Below are 19,259 nucleotides of genomic sequence, written 5' to 3'. Positions count from 1 at the left end.
AAGCTACTTTTTACACACTATTTTTCTAATGTTTTCCCTAAACATGTTGACATCCCTGGACGCTTAACACCAGTTGTTTCCGTTGAATAAGAAGCTTCAATTATGGCACTTGAATCTACAGAGAGAACGAGATCTTTCATCTTTGGATAAATAAAGCGGTTTGTAATGCAATAAATGATTCTTTGGTGTTCTCCTAAAAAACCACCTTCTCCATGTAGATACGTAACAGAAAGTTGCAACTCCTTCATAAGAAATTCACCAATCTCTTTATTTTTACTCAAAATAATCATGACACTCTTGCCTTGATTAATGCCATCTAATATGAAATCAATCATCTTCGTAACAATATAGAAAATTGCTAGTGAAAACATTGCTTGCTCGATTGAAATTGAACTACCCCCACCTTCACTTGGTTTAGAGGAGGGGGGCTTCTCGGTTAAAATGATAAGCAGTCGGTAAGAATTACACTACCCCTATCTGGCTTCGCTGTGCATCCTTTTTATCCAGAAAAAGGATACAGAAGAAACATCCTAGAATATATCGTATATACACTAGTCGCTGAATGACCTACAAAGATTGGATTAGAAGTTGAAACAAAAAACCGCAATGCTCTAAAACTTTATGAACAATTATAATTTGGCGGAATACAAGGAGGATACATATGCCAAACAAAGTCATTTATTCTGATTATGATATTTTCGCATCTATTTATAATAAGCATTGGGGACACTTTGCTGAGCAAGCCTACCCTGCGTATGAAAAACTACTTTTGCACAACGCACCACAAAATGCTCATGTGTTAGATCTTTGCTGTGGTACTGGTCATCTTACAAGAAAACTAGTTGATAAAGGGTTCACTGTAACAGGAATAGATGGATCATCCAAAATGATTCAACACGCACGCGAAAATGTACCCGAAGCATCTTTCATCGTAGACGATGCTCGTTTTTTTAGTACTGAAGAAAAATTTAATTACGTCCTATCTGTTGGAGATAGCTTAAATCATATTATGAATTTAGAAGAACTGACAAATGTATTCTGTAACGTTTACTCTATACTAGAAAACAATGGTATCTTCGCATTTGATGTCAATATGGAAAATGCATTTATTGACGGCTGGAAAAATCCCTTTCATATTGTAGAACCTAATTATATATGTACAGTAAATCCCAGTTATGATCATATACAAAAAATAGGGAGAATGGATTTTATACTTTTTAAATATGATAGAGAAGATATTTGGAGGAGAAGCGATTTCTCTTTCACAGAAGCTTGTTATCCAAAAGAAGACATTATCTCTTCTCTGCAATCTGCCGGTTTTAAAAACATCCAATCTCATGGTGTAAATAGAATGATCTTTATATGTCATAAAGTGAACTAATACGTAAAAAGGCCGAATCATAACAATATGATTCAGCCTTTTCCTCATTTATTTTTTCTTAATATATTCACCACGGTAGTTATTTCACCATTTTCTTTATAAACACGTGGAATTCTTCGGTCTAACATACAAGTCACTTCATAGTTAATTGTTCCTAGTAAATCTGCAATTTCCTCTACAGAAATTTCTTCCTTACCTTGTTTCCCGTAGAAAACTACTTCATCTCCTACATGTACAGGCATTGCCTTTGTAACATCCAGCATTAATTGATCCATACAAACACGGCCAAGAACCGGCACACGAATTCCATTAATTAGTGCAGATCCTTTATTAGATAATTGACGATTGTAACCATCCGCATATCCAATTGGTACAGTCGCAATCCATTCCTCACCCGTTGTCACATACGTATTCCCATAACTTACACCACGATTTTTTTTCGCATGCTTAATATGAGCTACTTTCGACTTTAATGATAATGCGGGCTTTAAAGACACAGCTGTATGATCTACCTCTTTTGAAGGGTACATACCATAAATCCCAATTCCAACACGAACCATATTTTGAAACGTATTACCAAGCTCCATTGATCCCGCACTATTTGAACTGTGGATATACGGGAGATGAATTCCTAGTTCTTTTGCTGTATTTACAGCTTTCTCAAATAAACTCATTTGCATATTTGTATACGTTTTATCAACTTCATCAGCTGTAGAGTAATGTGTAAACATACCTTCTACTTCTATATATTTCATGTTTTTTAGTTCCTCTAAAAACGGCAAGACTTCCTCTTCTTGTAGACCAATCCGGCTCATTCCTGTATCGATTTTCACCTGAATACGAGCTCTCTTTTCAAGCTGATTGGCAATTTCGTTGATACCTTTTAAATCATCTATTCTATATACCGTTGTCATAATATCATGTTCAATCGCATCTTTAACAGCATCCACTGGCGTATAGCCTAAAACTAAAATCGGTACAGTCACTCCTGCCTCGCGCAGTTCAATTCCTTCATCTACAAATGCTACAGCAAGTTGATGAATTCCTGCCTCAATTGCCGCTTTTGCCACTTCAACTGATCCATGACCATACCCATTTGCTTTGACAGCTGCCATCATTTTAATATTTTCATCATTCACACGTTTTTTAAATTCTCTCACATTATGTTTTACATCATCTAAATTCACTTCAACAATTGTATCTCTTCCATATATCGAACTCATCGATCTAAACTCCTAACTCAATAATTGCTTTCCATTCTATTTCTCGTTTAATATGACCTTTTACAATATAATATTTTTCATTTTTTTAGTCAAACTACTAGAATTTTCGGAATTTTGAGTATGATATAATACTCTTAAGACACTATTATATATGAAAATGAGGAGAATTACAATGTTTGTTCAAGCTGCGCTGCATCAACTTAAAGTTGCCATTGATACATTTATAAAAATACTTAATCAATTCGACGAAAAAGATTTACAAATTAAACGACTGCAAAACAAAAGATCGCTATTTGAAATGTGTACTCATCTCTCACTGATTTGTCATGCTGATTTACTTATTTTAAATGGCGCTACACAAGAAGAGTTAAATACCTTTTATTTAGAACAAACATCAAAAACAATTCCTCAAATGAAAGAAATGCTACTCCAAGGATATGCACTTCTTTCTAAAACGTTCTTATCTTATTCAAATAATGAACTAGCTGAAGTTATGACCGCATATTGGGGTGTTTCTTATTCTCGATTCGAGTGGCTACTTGAAATTGTTTCCCACATTTATCATCATCGTGGACAAATTCATATTTTATTAGTTGAACATGTTAAGGACCCCAAAATTTCTTTATTCGAATGATTTTTTCATTCGAATAAAGAAATCAATAAGAACACGAAGAATTCCTTAATTAAAATTACTTAACTGGTGATTGTCCTTTAAATGATACCAAATTTCGTTAATGCGTAGTCTATTCCGCCTTCGCTTGCCTTTTTTGTAACGAAGTCCGCCTTTTGCTTTAGCCTTTCCCCACCATTCCCCATGGCAATTCCTAAACCTACATACTCCAACATATCAATATCATTTCCACCATCCCCAAAAGCGATCGCTTCCGATCTACAAATATTGAGATAATCCAACACCTTTTTAATAGCCGTTAACTTAGACACTTCAGTATCTTCAAGTACATTCGTAACGTAACCGTGAAAACGTTCGAATTTGAGTGTTGGAAATCTTTCTAGAAATTTTTGAGCTTCTGTTTCATCTGCATACAAACACACGCAATAAACTTCTTCTGAAAGTGATTGCATTCTTTCAGGATATTGTTGCAGATTTAAAGTCTCTTTTAATGCTTTCATTACCCGTTCATCATTAGAAGCCATACCATTCATTGCAAATTCCTCTGTAAAATAAGAAACACCATGACCATTTAACTCAGCAAAAGTTGTGATATCACGAACTATTTCTCTCGAAAGCACTGATTTATGTATAACTGTATCATTAAACTTTATATGAGCACCATTCGCAGAAATAAACGTATCTATGCCCATCTCTTTAAATTCTACACATAAATTGTAAGGTCTCCCTGTTGTCACTACTACTATAATTCCTTTTTCAATCAATTTCCCAATCGCTTCTTTTGTACTCGCAAGGATACTTCTGTCAATTTCACTCAATAACGTACCATCAATATCAAAAAATACAATCTTATACATATTGTCCCCTCTTTCCCTTATCCTCTTTAAACAAAGAAAAATATTAACACGTTATTTCTGATTTTTCAAACAAATAAGCGATTCTTATTCCTAATAAGAATCGCTTATTCCCAACAATATTATTTTTCTTCCACACTACCTTTTGTCTTTCCTCCAACACCCCAATGTGAACCCGGAATCTCATTTACTAGTACACGTACACGTTCAGTCTCCACATCCAAACTTTTTGCGACTGCATCCGTAACATTCGAAATGAGATTTTGAATCTGCTCCTGTTTTCTGCCCTCAATAACTTGAATTTGTACAATTGGCATACCCATCTCTCGCTTTACCCTTTATTCACAAAACATCGATACACTACCCAAACCGTCAAACTGCGCAATAATAGCGTCACCAGTTTTGAAAGCAATCGCTTCAGATAGTGCCCCGCTTAACACAATATCACCTTTTTTAAGCCCTTCATTCTGTAAACCAAGCTTATTTACCGCCCAAGCAATTGCCGTTGCCGGATGCCCAAGTACAGCTGACCCCGTTCCAGTTGTAGCCATTTTACCGTTTTTCGACATGACCATCCCGGTACTAGCTAAATCTATTTCTTCCGCATTCACCCATTTACTTCCTAATAGAAATTTTGAGGATGAACAATTATCTGCGATTACATCAGGCAATGTAAATTTAAAATCCAAATAACGACTATCAATAATTTCCAAAGCTGGCGTAACATATTTTGTCGCCTTTAACACATCATTCGCTGTAACGTTTGTACCTTGCAAATCCTCTCCCATTAAAAAGGCAATCTCTGGTTCTACTTTTGGATGAATCATTGTTTCATACTTTACTGGTTCCCATTCAAATGCTAACATATCATGTAATAAATAACCGTAAATTGCTTCATCAATTCCCATCATTTGTTGCTTCGCCTTACTCGTTAATCCAAGCTTTACACCAACTCGTTTAGATCCTTCTTTTATCTTCTGTTCAACTAATTGCTTTTGCAATATGTAAGCATCTTCTACCGTTAAATCAGGATGCTGATCCGTTACTTTTACCACTTCTTTTCGTTCCCTCTCAGCTTGAAGTAAATATTCAATAATCTCTGAATCCACTCCTTTAACTAAAGCCATTTTTACACCCCCGCTTTTATTTTTGCTAATTCGGCTGTAACATCTAAAATCATGTCCTCTTGACCGCCAACTACCTTTCTTCTTCCAAGTTCTATTAAAATATCACGAGCATCTACGCCAAATCTATGAGCTGCTCTCTCAGCATGTAGTAAAAAGCTTGAATAGACACCCGCGTATCCCATTACAAGGCTACCTTTTTGGATTTCTTGCGGCCCTGGTAACAGAGGAGCAACAATATCCTCTGCCAAATCCATCATTTTATACAAATCTATATCTAGCTTATATCCCATCCGATCCAATACAGCTAGTAGTACCTCTGTTTGCGCATTCCCAGCTCCTGCTCCTAAACAACGGACACTTCCATCAATACGGGTTGCTCCTTCTTCAATTGCAGTAATCGTATTCGCTACTGCAACAGAAAGGTTATTGTGACCATGAAACCCGATTTCAATATTTAGAGATTGACGTAATGCCTGAATTCGCTCGCGTACTTCGTGTGGTAATAGAGCTCCTGCTGAGTCTGTCACATATACAGCTTGTGCTCCATAGCTCTCCATAAGTTTTGCTTGTTCTACTAATTTCTCAATTGGTGCAGAATGTGCCATCATTAAAAATCCACACACTTCCATACCTAATTCCCGTGCAAAATGAATATGCTGCGCCGAAACATTCGCTTCTGTTACATGAGTTGCTACACGAACAAGATTTGCTCCAATACTTCGTGCTTGTTTTAATTCGTGGATTGTACCAATACCAGGAATAAGTAAAACAGCTACCTTGGACTGTTTACATTCTTCAACTGCCGCTTCAATGAGTTTCATTTCATCTACCAATGACTTTCCATATTGCAGAGTAGAGCCACCTAATCCATCTCCATGACTTACTTCAATATGATGCATACCAGCCTCATCTAACGACCTAGTTACAGACCTAACTTGTTCCTCTGTAAATTGATGCCCCATTACATGACTTCCATCACGCAAACAAACTTCCGTTATTTTAATTGGCATATCACTATTTCGTTTCATTCATCACACCTCGCTTCTGCTCTGCAATAATTCGGGATGCAAAGCCTTCACTGACTTTTAATGCCGCTGCTGTCATAATATCTAAATTACCAGCATACGGCGGAAAGTAATCCCCGGCTCCTTCTATCTCTAAAAATACAGTCACACGGTTCCCATCAAACATTGGCTCTTGTTTTAAAGAATACCCCGGAACATACGACCTAACTACTTCAACCATCTTATAAATTGCTTGCTTAATGGAGAATTCATCCATATGCTTAACTTCGCAATATACTGTATCCCTCATTAAAATGGGCGGATCTGCAGGATTTAATATAATAAGTGCTTTCCCACAATCTGCTCCTCCAACCTCTTCAATCCCACGCCTTGTTGTAATCGTAAACTCATCAATATTTGCCCGCGTACCTGGGCCTGCACTTAAACTAGAAATTGTAGCAACTATCTCTGCATACGTAACGTCCGCTACTTCATTGATTGCATGAACAATTGGTATTGTTGCCTGCCCTCCACATGTAATCATATTGACGTTTCGCATTTCTACATGAGTACTATCTTGTATAGCTGGGCAAACAAATGGGCCACATGCGGCTGGGGTCAAGTCAATCACTAGCTTCCCTAATTTTCTTAAGACTTCCGCATGACGAATATGAGCTTTGGCTGAAGTTGCATCAAATACAATATCTGCTATGCTAGGATTCTCAATAATTGCTTGTATACCATTATCAAAAATCTCATATCCTTCTTCCTTTGCTCGCTTTAATCCGTCTGATTCAGAATCTATTCCTATCATGGCAGTCATTTCAATTACTTCACTTTTTCTTAATTTATACATTAAATCCGTACCGATATTTCCAGAACCTATAATAACCGCCTTCACTTTCCCCACATATATTCCCTCCTTTTCACAACCATAAAACTATACGAATTTAATAGACACCGAACCAAGAGAGCCAAAGTCAGCTTGAATGACATCATTACATTGAACTGAAACAGCACCCGATAATGCACCCGGTAAAATTAATTCCCCAGCTTTCAATGAAATATTAAATTCACTCAGTTTATTACCTAACCAAGCAATAGCTTGTGCAGGGTGTCCTAATGCAGCTGCCCCTGCACCTGTAGCAAATAATTTATTATTTTTATACAGCGACATTCCAGCTGTACGCAAATCTACTTCAGATACATTAGAAAACTTGTCACCAACAACTACTTTTGCAGAAGAGCCATTATCCGCTACTGTATCGGCAAGCTTAATCTTCCAATCTGCAATACGACTATCAATAATTTCAAGTGTAGGTACAATATATTTCGTCGCCATTAGCACATCTACATATGTAATATTAGGTCCACTCAAATCTTCAGCTAAAACAAATCCAATTTCCGCTTCAACTTTTGGAGATACAAACGAATCTACCGAAATTATACTTTCACTTTCTACCTTCATATCATCTAATAAATGTCCGTAATCTGGTTCATCTACCCCAAGCATTTGCTGCATTGCACTACTCGTAAGTCCAACTTTCTTCCCAATCACTGTACGGCCTTGTCTTAACTTTCTTCCCACTACTTCAAGCTGAATGTTATATGAATCTGAAACTGATAGATTTGGATACCTTTCCGTAAAGGGCGAAATTGGCCTACACGTTTGTTCTGCCTGCATAAGTTCATCTGCTAATTCCTTTATTAACACTTGCATTTATTTCACCTCATTTTTTAAATTTATATTTATAACACATCAGTGGAAATACCATTCCACTGATGGAAGTTTCACTTTATAATTTCATCGTAACTGTCTTTGCTTCTGTATAAAATTCAAAGCTGTGACGTCCACCTTCTCGGCCAATACCACTTGCCTTAGAACCACCAAATGGGGTACGCAAATCTCGCACATACCAACAATTAATCCATAGTAATCCCGAATCAATTTGCGAAACAACTCGCTGTGCTCTTCTAAGATCATTTGTCCAAACAACTCCCGCTAGACCATAAATAGAATCATTTGCGATACGAATTGCATCTTCTTCTGTTCTAAATGGTATAACAACTAAAACGGGACCAAAAATCTCTTCTTGAGCTACACGCATACGATTATCAACATCATATAATACAGTAGGTTCATAAAAGTTCCCTTGTGCTAAACTCTCGATTCTTTTTCCACCGTGAGCTAATTTTGCGCCTTCTGAAAGACCTATTTCCACGTACTGTTCAACTGTTTCTAGATGTGACTTTGAAACAAGTGCTCCCATATCTGTATCTTCATCAAGAGGATCTCCCACTTTTATCTTTTTCACTGCTGTTACAAATTTCTCTAGAAACTGCTCATATACGCTTTCCTGTACAAGTAATCTTGAACCAGCTAAACAAATTTCTCCTTGATTCCGATAAATTGCTTCAATTGACCCTTGTACCGCTTCATCTAAGTCAGCATCTTCAAATACAATATTCGCTGATTTCCCACCTAATTCTAACGAAACTGGTATTAAGTTTTCTGAGGCATTCCGCATAATTGTTTTCCCTGTATTACTTTCTCCTACGAATGAAATACGTCTTACAGCAGGATGTGTCGTCATTTTTTTCCCTACCGTACCTCCTGGCCCTGTAATAATATTAAGTACGCCTGGAGGTAGCCCGGCCTCATTCGCAATTTCACCGAGCATGACTGCACTCAGAGGTGTATATGATGCTGGTTTCACAACCACAGTATTTCCAGATGCTAATGCAGCTGAAGCCTTCCATGTCATCTGCATAAATGGTAAATTCCAAGGAATAATTAGACTCGTTACTCCTGCAGGTGCATATTTTGCATATGACATAAAATTATGTTTATCATAATGTTCATGCACCATATACTTTGCCATCTCAGCAAAAAAACGAAAGTTATGAGCGGATCGTGGAATATCAAAACCCCGGCTCTCTTTAATTGGCTTTCCGACATCAAGTGTCTCTATATATGCTAATTCATCTACTTTTTCTATAATTAGATCAGACATTTTGCATAAAATTTCTGATCTCTCTTCCACAGGCATTTTGCTCCAAACACCACTTGTAAATGTACGCTCTGCCACGTCTATCGCTCGTTTCGTGTCCTCTTCATTTGCTTGTGCAACAGAGGCAAGTTTCATATTTGTCGATGGATTAAATGTATCGAATGTTTCACCGGACATCGCATCGACGTATTGACCATCAATAAATAACTTCGCATCTTTTACTTTCATTTTTTCAGCTAATAGTTCTTTATTCATATTCCTTACCTCCTACTCCACAATTTCTAAAACCATCTCGATTTCAATTGTTGTATTATTCGGTAGTTGAGCCATTCCAACAGCGGAACGAGCATGCTTTCCCTTTTCCCCAAAAACATTGACTAATAAATCAGATGCACCGTTCATTACTTTCGGTTGGTCGATAAAATCTTCTGCACTATTCACAAAACCAAGCAATTTTACAACTCGTTTCACCTTATTTAAATCACCGAGTTCATGCTTTACAACACTTAATAAGTTCAACATAGACTGCCTTGCTGCCTTGTATCCATCTTCTACTGATACATCTTTACCTAGTTTTCCATGGTACTGGTCAACACCTTGTCCAGCAGTAAACAATAAGTTTCCGACCCTTACACAACTTACATAATTGCCTACCGCTGGACGAATAGCTGGTAGTGTGAGTCCCATTTCATTTAATTTACTCTCTGGTGTTTGTACTTTCTGCATATACTACACCTCTTTTTTTTATATCAATATTTAAGAAACTCGCTGCATTTCCGCCAAGCATCGCTTCCCTTTGCTCCTCTGATAACTCAAGTGTCTCGTCAATTACTTTACCTGGCTGAATTTCTCGTAGTAAAAACGGATAATCCGACCCCATAAAAATCTTTTCATGTCCAAATCTCTCAATCATATATTTAAGATTAATTGGATCATAGTTTAGAGAATCGAAATAAAATTTCTTTGCGTAATGGCTCGGAGGATATGTAGTTAATCTCAGATGTGGCCATACTTGCCATCCTTGATCTAATCGCGGCAAAATATACGGAAAAGAACCTCCACCATGAGCAAAGCAAATTTTCAGCTTAGGAAACTTCTCCATTATCCCGCTCCATATAAGTGTGGCTGCGGCAAGAGCCGTTTCACTTGGCATTCCGACTGTATACATAAAATTATGATGTGGCATTCTATCACGACCTAATGTTTCCCATGGATGAATAAAAATTGGGACTTGCCACTTTTCAGCCATTCGGAAGAATTCAATAAATGACGGATCATCTAAATTTTTTCCATTGACATTCGTGCCAATTTCAATTCCATGTAAGTTTAATTCTGTTATACAGCGCTCCATCTCACGAACTGCCGTTTCTCCATCTTGCATCGGTACTGTTCCTAACCCAACAAAACGATCTGGATATGCCAATACTGTTTCTGCAATAAAATCATTTTGAATACGCGCCATGCTTTCCGCTTCTTCTGGTTTTGCCCAATAGGAAAATGTAACAGGAATTGGTGATAATACTTGTATATCAACACCTTCACGGTTCATATCTTCAATTCTTTTCTCTGGACACCATACCTGGTCTGTCACATCGCGAAAGCTCTTCCCTCCAACCATAATGGTTGCACCACATGTACAAGTCCGATTTAATATCGGCCACCGGCCACCACCAAACTTCTCTTCAAAATCCGGAAATGTTTCAGGAATAATATGTGTATGAAAATCTATTCGCACTTCCATTCCTCCACTTCTTCAGGCATAATATGTCCACAGTTTTTACATGCACGAATTTCCTTATTTGAATTAAAGCTATAAATTGCTTCTTTCACTTGTTTTTCGATATCGCTTAATTGAACCCGTACACGATGCATTTCATGGTTACACTCATCACAGAACCATACAAAATCCTCAAGTTCTCCTTGGTTACGTTTTCTTTCAATTACTAATCCATATGTGTCTGCAACGCGATGTGGTGAATGCGGTACCATAGCTGGCAGCATAAATACATCGCCTTCTTTTACTGTCACGACTTCACGTTTTCCTTCTTCCGTAATACATTCCACATAGCATTCGCCTTTTATTTGATAAAAGAATTCATCTGAAGGATCCACATGGAAATCACGTCTTCTATTAGGTCCTCCTAAAATCATGGCAATAAATTCCGAGTCTTGCCAAATTACTTTGTTATTTACTGGTGGTTTTAATAACTCTTTATTTTCATCAATCCATTTTAGTAAATTAAAAGATTGTAATGTTTTTGACATGCTTTTTCCTCCTTATAGTTCATTCCATTTATATTGTCTTGAGAGGCCACCCTAATAGTGAATGAGATCTCTGTAATTCTCCTTGAAATAAATGATTTCTGATCCTCGTGGAAGAAATTCGTTCACCGTCTTCACAGCAAACCTCTTCGACGATAGAAACATCAAAGTATTTCATCAGTAGGTCTATATCACCCTCGCGATTTTTTCCAAATCGAAAATCTTCTCCAACATAAATTTCAATTGGGCATAATCTTTGTAATTCTTGAATAAAGTAACTAGCCCTTCTCGTTACATACGACTCATCAAAACGAATAACGATTACATGCTCAACACCTAGTTCCTGAAATCGATTTAACTTCTCATTAATTGGCGTCAGCACTTGTGTTCCCTGAAAATAAGAACGTGGTGGTGGATCAAATGTATACACGACATTTGTAATCTTTAATTTTTTTGCTCTCTCTATTGCATTTCTAATAACGGCCTGATGTCCCTTATGCACACCATCAAATGCTCCAATAGAAACAATCGATTTTGTTAATTCAGGTACACTATGATCATGTATATAAATGATTCTCACCTCTCTTTTACAGTTATGGTTAAATGTCTAAATAACCAAATTCCTTTGAAATTAAATTTGCAGTATTCATCACACTTTGAATCATGACTTGGCTATTGCTTCCTTGCATATACGTTTTCGGACCAACAATATTAAGAGCCGCAATGGTCCTCCCAGTGTAAGAACGAATAGGAGCTGCAATGCCATATAACCCATGTTCATTTTCATTATCACTTATGGAGTAACCTTGCTTACGAATTGTCTGTAACTCTTCTTGAAATCTCTTCATACAAGTAATTGTGTTTGGCGCTCGAGGCAACAGCCCATTTTCTGGAGTATATTCTAAAGAAGAAGGATTAAATGAAAGAAGAACTTTTCCTGTACTTGTGCAATATGCAGGTTTTCTTGATCCGACATGAGTTGATATTTGAACAGAGTCCTTTGATGAAACTTTCAAAATAAATACAACATCTCCACGGTCAAACATACCGATATGCACCGTCCCATTAAATTTCCTTACAAGTTCTTCAACAATTGGAATCGCCCCGCTATATATCTCTTGTTGAAACATCACTTGATTGCCCCACTCTAACAATTTCCAACCTAATCGGTATTTTCTCTGCTCATCTCGAATTAACATTCCTTCTTCACACAATGTACGGACAAGATGGTGAACCGTACTTGGATTCATATTTAATTTCGATGCAATTTCAGAGTTTCCTAGAACTGGCTCATCGTTCGTGAAACAATTTAGAATTTTACAAATCTTACTGATAGATGCTATCAAAATCACTTACCTCCTCTATTTCAGTTACATATAACTTGCCCTCCATATATAGCTAAAACATATAAGAAGATTTTCATCCTAACAGTAAAATTCTTTATACTTACTTAACGCTCCTTCCTTATTCACTAAAATGTAAGCGTACTCATTTTAGTATTAACTTAATGCATTCTCAGACGCATTCGTTTGCAAAGCACTGTCCACGAGCGAAAAAGATTGTTGCTTTTTATATGCATTATAAAACATACCCATTTTTCGAACTGGATCGCCAGAGTAATACCGCTCATATTGTAATAAACGTTGTCCAAATGCTTCACCACATAAATCCCAAGCTAACTTAAACAACCGAACGCGCTCTTCTGAAGATACTCCTTCACGACCAATATAGTATTTATGCATATCATCTTGAATCTCAGGATTCATAAAGTCAGCACCGGTTGGCGACATAAGAAGTCCACCCGCACCAATGGTTTGAATAATCTCAATGGCACGCGGATACATTTTAGGTAATAAGCTGCGTATCGTATCAAGTGGCAACCTTGCAGGTATAGCTTCACCGTATGCATTCATTTCATACTCATATTCAGCTACTTGCAAGAGTGCCCGGATTGTCTCTACATCCTGCATTAATTCTGCTAACTGATTCTGTACATTTAAAAAGCCGTCTACTCCAATTGAATCTGCTAGCTTTATAGCTACTTCTGCGGCAAAAGAAAGTTTCACTAATCCTCTGACTCCCGATTGGTGTGCCGGTTGATGTCCAATTCCTGTTTTTGGATACAGTTGATTTCCAGCCTCGACACTTTGATAAATAAACACTTTATCCCACGGGATAAACACATTATGAAAAACAAGGAGTGCATCTATTTCTTCAAACCTTGATGCAAGCGGATGATCAAACAAGGAGCGTTTTCCATCTTGCATTGGCTCGCGACAAAAGATTCTTAACCCTGGCGCATCAATAGGAACTGCAAAAGAAATTGCATGACGCTCATCACCAGGTTTAAAACTTGGATATGAATAAATAATCACTTCATCCGTAATTGGTGCAAGTGTCGCTAACATCTTAGCTCCGCTCACATACATTCCTTCTTCTGTTTCGTTCACTACACCTAAATGCATCGTTTCATCTTCTTGCTGATATGAAGCTTTGCTTCGATCATTCTGTGGATTGATAATCGCATGTGTTAAAAACAAATCTTGATCACGTATATGTTTATAATAATTTTTTATATTGTTCCCCCATGAGGAATCAAATTTTTCAAAAAACCATGCATTGCTCGCCATTGAAGTAACTGTAACATTTAAAAAGTCTGGTGTTCTACCCATTAGACCGAATGTAGCCTTTGACCATACTTCAAATAATTCACGACGTGCTTTTAAGTCCTCATAGTTTTTCGGAACTAAAAACGCATTCGAAACTCGTTCTCCTGTTTCTTTACATATATAGGTAATTTTGTCTTGGTATTTAGGATCATGCTGCATATCATATAATTTAGCAATTTGTAGAATCGGTTCCCGAAAAACATCTTCATTTACAACATCTGTTACTCTTCTTCCCCCAATCCAAATTTCAGGATTTCTCGCCTTTAATCCCTCAATATACTGAGCCCCTGTTCGAATCGCCATTTTTTCCCCTCCAATATATACATTTTGAAATTTACTATACAAATAAGTTTAGAAATTCTGCCCTTCTTTAAATTGACAGAATTTTTAATTATTATAAACCAATCCCTATTCGAAACTACTGCCTTATTTCACATTATGAAATTCTACTAAATTTTTTAAGGAACATGTAAAAAAGGGACAGTTCCCTATCCCTCTTACATCATCCATTCACTTTCTCTGCTTCCCAATAATATTTACTAAACACTTCAGCGAGTACATCAATCGTGTTATATAGCTCTTCTAAAGTATTATCAACGCCACCAACTTCGATAAGCATTGCATTTTTTGATAAATCTTGATTATAAACGCCATTTCCATCCTTTTTATATTTTGGGAAAATCCCTCGACTTAATCCGTAATAATTTTCATCTAGATATGAATTTATCGCTCTTGCAATCTTTTCATTATTGGAATGCCCTTCGTTTTCCATTCCTATTATAAAATATAACCTTGCATAGGATTTTCCATTAATCACTTTTGTCGTGACATCCTTCCGCCTATCGTCCCTATGAATGTCGATTGGAAACATAATTTTTTTATTTTGCGCTAACGCTTCTTTCACATAACCATGAGATGCATTATATGCTTGATACCACTTTAATTTCTTATTCGCTAATAAATCTCCCATATTTGTTTTATCATGAAAAACTGGTATTCCTTGTCCCTCTAATTGTTCTTTTAGACGCTCTCCTAAAAGCGAAACATTTACATCTGGACTCGATGGACTTTTCGCTCCAGGTAATAATGGATAGAAAGATTCCCAGCTATGTGTATGATAAATAAATACAGCACTTTCACCTTTTACATCGCTTTTATTTTTTTGTACAGGATTCTTTTCGTCTGCTTCTTTAACTTTCTCCTTCGCTACTTCACGTTCTTTCGTTACCTCTTCAATTGGCACACTAGATTCATTGGGAATATTCGTATAATCTGTTCCTTCTCCAGCTACGATAATATTAGAATAGTACTTTGACATCCCAGGCACTTCTTTCCCAACGAACGTTCTTAAATCTTGTATTTTAAGATCCGTCGCAATAGAAAATAACAAATTCCCAACTGATTCTCGCTTATTTGTTTTAAAATAATCAAATGCAAAATAATGATTTTCATTTTCCAACATTCGAACAAAACCTTGCATCGAGACCTTCCCAAACCACTGATTCACATAATAAGATTTCATTGTATGTAAAAGCGAAGTCACAATAGACGCCGTTGCTACTATTACAAATGCATAAGATAAAATAAAAAGTAGTAATTTTTTCCCACGTATACGAGTTGCATACTTTTTCAATGTATCACCTTCTTTATACATTGATATGTACAAGCTTTATGTAATATACATTTTCAATACACTGATTACATTTAGTGCAACTGCTAAAAAGAATAGGAAAGCAAATACCTTTTTATTTGATCTATACGCGTTGATAGAACTTAACGAGAAACAAATACTATATAGCCAATGTAACCAAACAGAATAATTTAAGTATGAATTGAAAATGATATCTTTCATTACCCAACACCAAATCAAAACAAATACACCCACCATACAAATCTTTAAAACATGTAAAAATCGTTTCATTGAATCCCCCTAAAAAAAAGAGAAATGGCAGCCCATTTCTCTTTCTCGTTTCTATTGTTCTTTTGGTGTATCAGAAGAAGGTAATTTCTTCGCTTGTTTTTCTTTAAAAATTTCACCGATTGCACCAAGTGTGCCGAGTGTTTCAATTGCATTTGATGGGATGAAGACTTTATTAGCTGGCCCTTTTGCAACTTCAGCTAATGATTCGAATGATTTATAAGCAAGAACGCGCTCATCTAAATTCGCTTCACGTATTAATTCAATACGGTTTTGTTCCGCTTTCGCAATAGTTTCGATCGCCCTTGCTTCCCCTTGTGCTTCTAGTTCTTTTGCTTCTCTTATACCCTCTGCTTCGCGAATACGTGCTTCTTTATCCCCTTCAGCCATTAAAATTTTACTTTGCTTTTCCCCTTCAGCACGAAGGACTTTATCTTGTTTAGCCGCTTCTGCTTCTAATATAATCGCACGCTTATTACGCTCTGCTTTCATTTGTTTTTCCATCGATGCTTGCACGTCTTTTGGCGGATTAATATCAACCACTTCTACACGTTCGATACGAACGCCCCATTTTTCTGTTGCTTCATCAAGCGCTAAGCGGATTTCTGTTGAAATTTTCTCACGGCCAGATAATGTTTCATCCAGTTCCATTTTACCAATAATTTGACGCATCGTTGCAGAAGTAATATTACGAACACCGTATTCATAGTTTGAAATACCGTATGTCGCAAGTTCTGGTTCAACAATTTGATAGAAAATAATTGTATCGATTTCTACTTGTACGTTATCTTTTGTAATAACTTTTTGCGGTGGTACATTCGTTTGTTGAATACGTAAATCATGGTATACGCGAACACGATCTACAATTGGGATTAAAAGATTTAACCCCGGATGCATAATACGTTGAAATTTACCAAACCTTTCAACAACCCCAACTTTTTGCTGTGGAATAATTTTAATTGCTAACGCTACAAATACAACGACAATTAATGCGAAAATAATCGTTAATGTTAATGCTACCATCCTTATTCACTCTCCTTTTTCACATATAAAACAGTACTGCTCCTCTTTATAACAATGACTCTTTCTCCAGCAGAAATGGGGACATCTGAAATAGCAGTCCAAATATCTCCATCCACTTTCACAATCCCATTTTCCTCGCTTGTAATCGCTTGCATGATGATACCCTTTTTACCAGCAAGTTTATCGACAGTGTCGGTAAATCCTTTTGCCTCTCGAAAGTTTTTGGAGATTCTTTTCGTAAAGAAAGTTAAAGTTAAACTCACAATTGCACCTACAACAACTTGTAGAAATAATGCCTCTGGAGCAAATAGTGCAATAAGACCTCCGACAACAGCTCCAATTCCGAGCCACAGCATGTAAAAAGTAATTGATAACATCTCTGCAATAAATAAAATTCCAGCTATAATAAACCAAACTACCCATCCATCCATATGCCACCCTCACTTTCTTTTCTATTTTCTACATGTATATGAGAAAAAGAATTGTTTATCCCGCTATTCGCGAGCAGCAACTCCCCCGTCTAAAGATTCAGAGAAAACAAGGTAGACTTGTGTAAACGGATAAATAATTGTTCATAAAAGCTTAATCCGTGAAGACTAACCATCAATAGCAGATAAAAAATTACACTCACCTACTCCATTCGGGGTCCATTACTAGAAGCTATTATACATATTCACTGTCGCAATGGGTATTAATAAAATAGTATATTAATATATTCTTTATTATACATGAAAATCCTTGTGTAAAAGTTACAAAAATAAAATTCTTTCCAAAATTTATTTTGCAGATTATATTAAATATAAAGAAAAAATGACTATTCAAAGGAGGCAGCTTTATTGCACAAACAATCCTTATCCTTTTATTGGATGTCTAAAGTGTGTATTACTCTCGCTGATGTTGTTTATGTTATGATTCTTACTACTCATATATATATGACAACCAAATCAGCTACTATCACAGCCCTTTTTCCATTATTACAAGTTATTACAAACCTAATCGCTAGTACATCTGCACCACTTCTAATGAATCGTTTTCCGTCTTATTCATTACTCTTTACACTACAATGGATCAAAACAATCTTTTTAATTCTCTTAACGATTTTATTTCCTATTTTATCATCAAACGTTACTGTTCTTTTAACTTTCGTTATCCTCATTTCATTATGCGGTGGCTGGAGTTCTCCTTTATTATACGCTGTTATTCCACGCCTAACACCACAAGAAAAGTTAGTAAAAGTAAATAGTGTCTTTTCTTTTTCAACACAAATCGTTCAAGCTGCTGCTTATTCCTTTACAAGTATAATTGTCCTTCTCATCGGGGCCACTTCTACACTTATCTTCAATAACATTTTAATGATTTTTGGATGTATTACATTATATGTTTCATTGCGTTCTATACAAGTTGAAAGAACTTCAGATAAATCTGTCTCCAAATCCGCTGCATTAATAGAAGGTTGGAAACTATTATTCCAGCACCCCTCTCTCCGTACAGTTACATATATGGATTTAATCGAAACATTTGCTGGAACAATTTGGATTGGCGGCGTTACCATGGCATATGTAACGACTGCTCTTCATAAAGGCGAAGAATGGTGGGGGTATATTAATACGAGTTATTATATTGGAACATTGCTAGGCGGCCTCTTAGTATGGCGAATAAGCACGTATATTCAAAATAATTTAATACGTTCAATGGCTATAGGATCACTTATATTTAGTATACTTACTTTCTTATATGGCATAACGAGTAACGGATTTATTGCACTATTTCTTTGTGTGCTAATGGGACCTTCTTATCAAATGAGAGATATTTCTCAAACAACTGTTTTACAAACAAGTGTAGCACCTTCTTTATTATCAAAAATGTACACCGCTCACGGTACACTCACTTCAACCGCTTCAGGTCTCTCAATGCTAAGCGTTGGTATTATTACCGATATTTTCGGTGTACGTACGATTTATATCATTGCTTCCTTTCTTATTTTATGTTCTGTTTGTTTATCTTTTATTTTACTAAAACACACAAAACAGCAAGAAAAGGACGTTTCTCTTTAACTTTATATAGTAGAAAAAGGATAGGGTGCTCTATCCTTTTTCTACTATATTAATCCATTTTCATTTTTCGACATCTAAATCCCTGCTATGCAGAATAAAAAG

Annotated in this window: 21 protein-coding genes and 2 pseudogenes; 4 read left to right on the top strand and 19 right to left on the bottom strand. The window is 36.4% G+C overall.

Features of this window, described 5'->3' with window-relative positions; all coding sequences use genetic code 11:
• Positions 1–17: 17 nt before the first annotated feature.
• Positions 18–386, bottom strand: a pseudogene (locus COO03_RS24695) (YitT family protein); the annotation flags it as partial.
• 87 nt (positions 387–473) lie between these two features.
• Here COO03_RS24695 and COO03_RS27905 point away from each other — a divergent pair.
• Positions 474–635, top strand: a pseudogene (locus COO03_RS27905) (GNAT family N-acetyltransferase); the annotation flags it as partial.
• A gap of 26 nt (positions 636–661) precedes the next feature.
• Positions 662–1,381, top strand: coding sequence for a class I SAM-dependent DNA methyltransferase (locus COO03_RS24690; protein WP_097899607.1), 720 nt, complete (start codon positions 662–664; stop codon positions 1,379–1,381).
• A 44-nt stretch (positions 1,382–1,425) separates the two neighbouring features.
• Here the strand turns inward: COO03_RS24690 and alr are convergent, their stop codons facing one another.
• Positions 1,426–2,604, bottom strand: a complete 1,179-nt coding sequence (gene alr, locus COO03_RS24685) for an alanine racemase (RefSeq protein ID WP_097899606.1) — start codon at positions 2,602–2,604, stop codon at positions 1,426–1,428.
• Positions 2,605–2,776: 172 nt separating this feature from the next.
• On the opposite strand from alr, the gene COO03_RS24680 reads away from it, so the two are divergent.
• The gene (locus COO03_RS24680; protein WP_097899605.1) at positions 2,777–3,238 is read left to right on the top strand and encodes a DinB family protein; all 462 of its coding nucleotides are present in this window, start codon (positions 2,777–2,779) and stop codon (positions 3,236–3,238) included.
• A gap of 77 nt (positions 3,239–3,315) precedes the next feature.
• On the opposite strand, the gene COO03_RS24675 is transcribed toward COO03_RS24680, so the two are convergent.
• The 17 genes from COO03_RS24675 to COO03_RS24595 all read right to left on the bottom strand — a co-directional run bounded on the left by COO03_RS24675 (position 3,316) and on the right by COO03_RS24595 (position 17,534).
• A complete protein-coding gene (locus COO03_RS24675) occupies positions 3,316–4,092 on the bottom strand; it encodes a Cof-type HAD-IIB family hydrolase (protein ID WP_097899604.1) in 777 nt (258 codons plus the stop codon).
• A gap of 119 nt (positions 4,093–4,211) precedes the next feature.
• Positions 4,212–4,412 (bottom strand): 4-oxalocrotonate tautomerase, encoded by a 201-nt coding sequence (locus tag COO03_RS24670; RefSeq protein ID WP_255257276.1) that lies wholly within the window; start codon positions 4,410–4,412, stop codon positions 4,212–4,214.
• A gap of 15 nt (positions 4,413–4,427) precedes the next feature.
• The gene (locus COO03_RS24665; RefSeq protein WP_097899603.1) at positions 4,428–5,216 is read right to left on the bottom strand and encodes a 2-keto-4-pentenoate hydratase; all 789 of its coding nucleotides are present in this window, start codon (positions 5,214–5,216) and stop codon (positions 4,428–4,430) included.
• Between the two features lie 2 nt (positions 5,217–5,218).
• Positions 5,219–6,244 carry a 4-hydroxy-2-oxovalerate aldolase gene (gene dmpG, locus COO03_RS24660; protein ID WP_097899602.1) on the bottom strand — a complete coding sequence of 342 codons (1,026 nt, stop codon included), beginning with the start codon at positions 6,242–6,244 and terminating at the stop codon, positions 5,219–5,221.
• Positions 6,231–7,130 carry an acetaldehyde dehydrogenase (acetylating) gene (locus COO03_RS24655; protein WP_097899601.1) on the bottom strand — a complete coding sequence of 300 codons (900 nt, stop codon included), beginning with the start codon at positions 7,128–7,130 and terminating at the stop codon, positions 6,231–6,233. The genes dmpG and COO03_RS24655 overlap by 14 nt, the downstream gene beginning before the upstream one ends.
• A gap of 30 nt (positions 7,131–7,160) precedes the next feature.
• Positions 7,161–7,940, bottom strand: coding sequence for a 2-keto-4-pentenoate hydratase (locus COO03_RS24650; protein WP_097899600.1), 780 nt, complete (start codon positions 7,938–7,940; stop codon positions 7,161–7,163).
• A 76-nt stretch (positions 7,941–8,016) separates the two neighbouring features.
• Positions 8,017–9,486, bottom strand: coding sequence for an aldehyde dehydrogenase (locus COO03_RS24645; protein WP_097899599.1), 1,470 nt, complete (start codon positions 9,484–9,486; stop codon positions 8,017–8,019).
• A gap of 12 nt (positions 9,487–9,498) precedes the next feature.
• Positions 9,499–9,957: a RidA family protein gene (locus COO03_RS24640; RefSeq protein WP_097899598.1), complete on the bottom strand. Its 459-nt coding sequence runs from the start codon at positions 9,955–9,957 to the stop codon at positions 9,499–9,501.
• Positions 9,929–10,972 (bottom strand): amidohydrolase family protein, encoded by a 1,044-nt coding sequence (locus COO03_RS24635; RefSeq protein ID WP_097899597.1) that lies wholly within the window; start codon positions 10,970–10,972, stop codon positions 9,929–9,931. The genes COO03_RS24640 and COO03_RS24635 overlap by 29 nt, the downstream gene beginning before the upstream one ends.
• Entirely contained in the window at positions 10,957–11,496 is a 540-nt protein-coding gene (gene nbaC / locus COO03_RS24630) for a 3-hydroxyanthranilate 3,4-dioxygenase (RefSeq protein WP_097899596.1), read from the bottom strand. Before nbaC ends, COO03_RS24635 begins: the two co-directional genes overlap by 16 nt.
• Before the next feature lie 28 nt (positions 11,497–11,524).
• The gene (locus COO03_RS24625) at positions 11,525–12,073 is read right to left on the bottom strand and encodes an FAD synthetase family protein (protein WP_097899595.1); all 549 of its coding nucleotides are present in this window, start codon (positions 12,071–12,073) and stop codon (positions 11,525–11,527) included.
• A gap of 19 nt (positions 12,074–12,092) precedes the next feature.
• On the bottom strand, positions 12,093–12,839 hold the full coding sequence (locus tag COO03_RS24620) for an IclR family transcriptional regulator (protein WP_097899594.1): 747 nt from the start codon (positions 12,837–12,839) through the stop codon (positions 12,093–12,095).
• 153 nt (positions 12,840–12,992) lie between these two features.
• The gene (locus tag COO03_RS24615) at positions 12,993–14,465 is read right to left on the bottom strand and encodes a 4-hydroxyphenylacetate 3-hydroxylase family protein (protein ID WP_097899593.1); all 1,473 of its coding nucleotides are present in this window, start codon (positions 14,463–14,465) and stop codon (positions 12,993–12,995) included.
• A 199-nt stretch (positions 14,466–14,664) separates the two neighbouring features.
• Positions 14,665–15,816: a stage II sporulation protein P gene (spoIIP, locus tag COO03_RS24610; RefSeq protein ID WP_097899592.1), complete on the bottom strand. Its 1,152-nt coding sequence runs from the start codon at positions 15,814–15,816 to the stop codon at positions 14,665–14,667.
• Positions 15,817–15,831: 15 nt separating this feature from the next.
• On the bottom strand, positions 15,832–16,083 hold the full coding sequence (locus tag COO03_RS24605; RefSeq protein ID WP_097899591.1) for a hypothetical protein: 252 nt from the start codon (positions 16,081–16,083) through the stop codon (positions 15,832–15,834).
• Positions 16,084–16,134: 51 nt separating this feature from the next.
• A complete protein-coding gene (locus tag COO03_RS24600) occupies positions 16,135–17,103 on the bottom strand; it encodes an SPFH domain-containing protein (RefSeq protein ID WP_097899590.1) in 969 nt (322 codons plus the stop codon).
• Between the two features lie 2 nt (positions 17,104–17,105).
• The gene (locus COO03_RS24595) at positions 17,106–17,534 is read right to left on the bottom strand and encodes an NfeD family protein (RefSeq protein ID WP_097899589.1); all 429 of its coding nucleotides are present in this window, start codon (positions 17,532–17,534) and stop codon (positions 17,106–17,108) included.
• Positions 17,535–17,939: 405 nt separating this feature from the next.
• Here COO03_RS24595 and COO03_RS24590 point away from each other — a divergent pair, with 405 nt between their 5' ends.
• Positions 17,940–19,157 carry an MFS transporter gene (locus COO03_RS24590; RefSeq protein ID WP_097899588.1) on the top strand — a complete coding sequence of 406 codons (1,218 nt, stop codon included), beginning with the start codon at positions 17,940–17,942 and terminating at the stop codon, positions 19,155–19,157.
• Positions 19,158–19,259: the final 102 nt, after the last annotated feature.

Origin of the sequence: Bacillus sp. AFS098217, assembly GCF_002551815.1 — a bacterium.
GTDB lineage: Bacteria > Bacillota > Bacilli > Bacillales > Bacillaceae_G > Bacillus_A.
The sequence above is the reverse complement of the archived record's forward strand: the minus strand, read 5'-3'. Positions and strand labels throughout refer to the sequence as shown.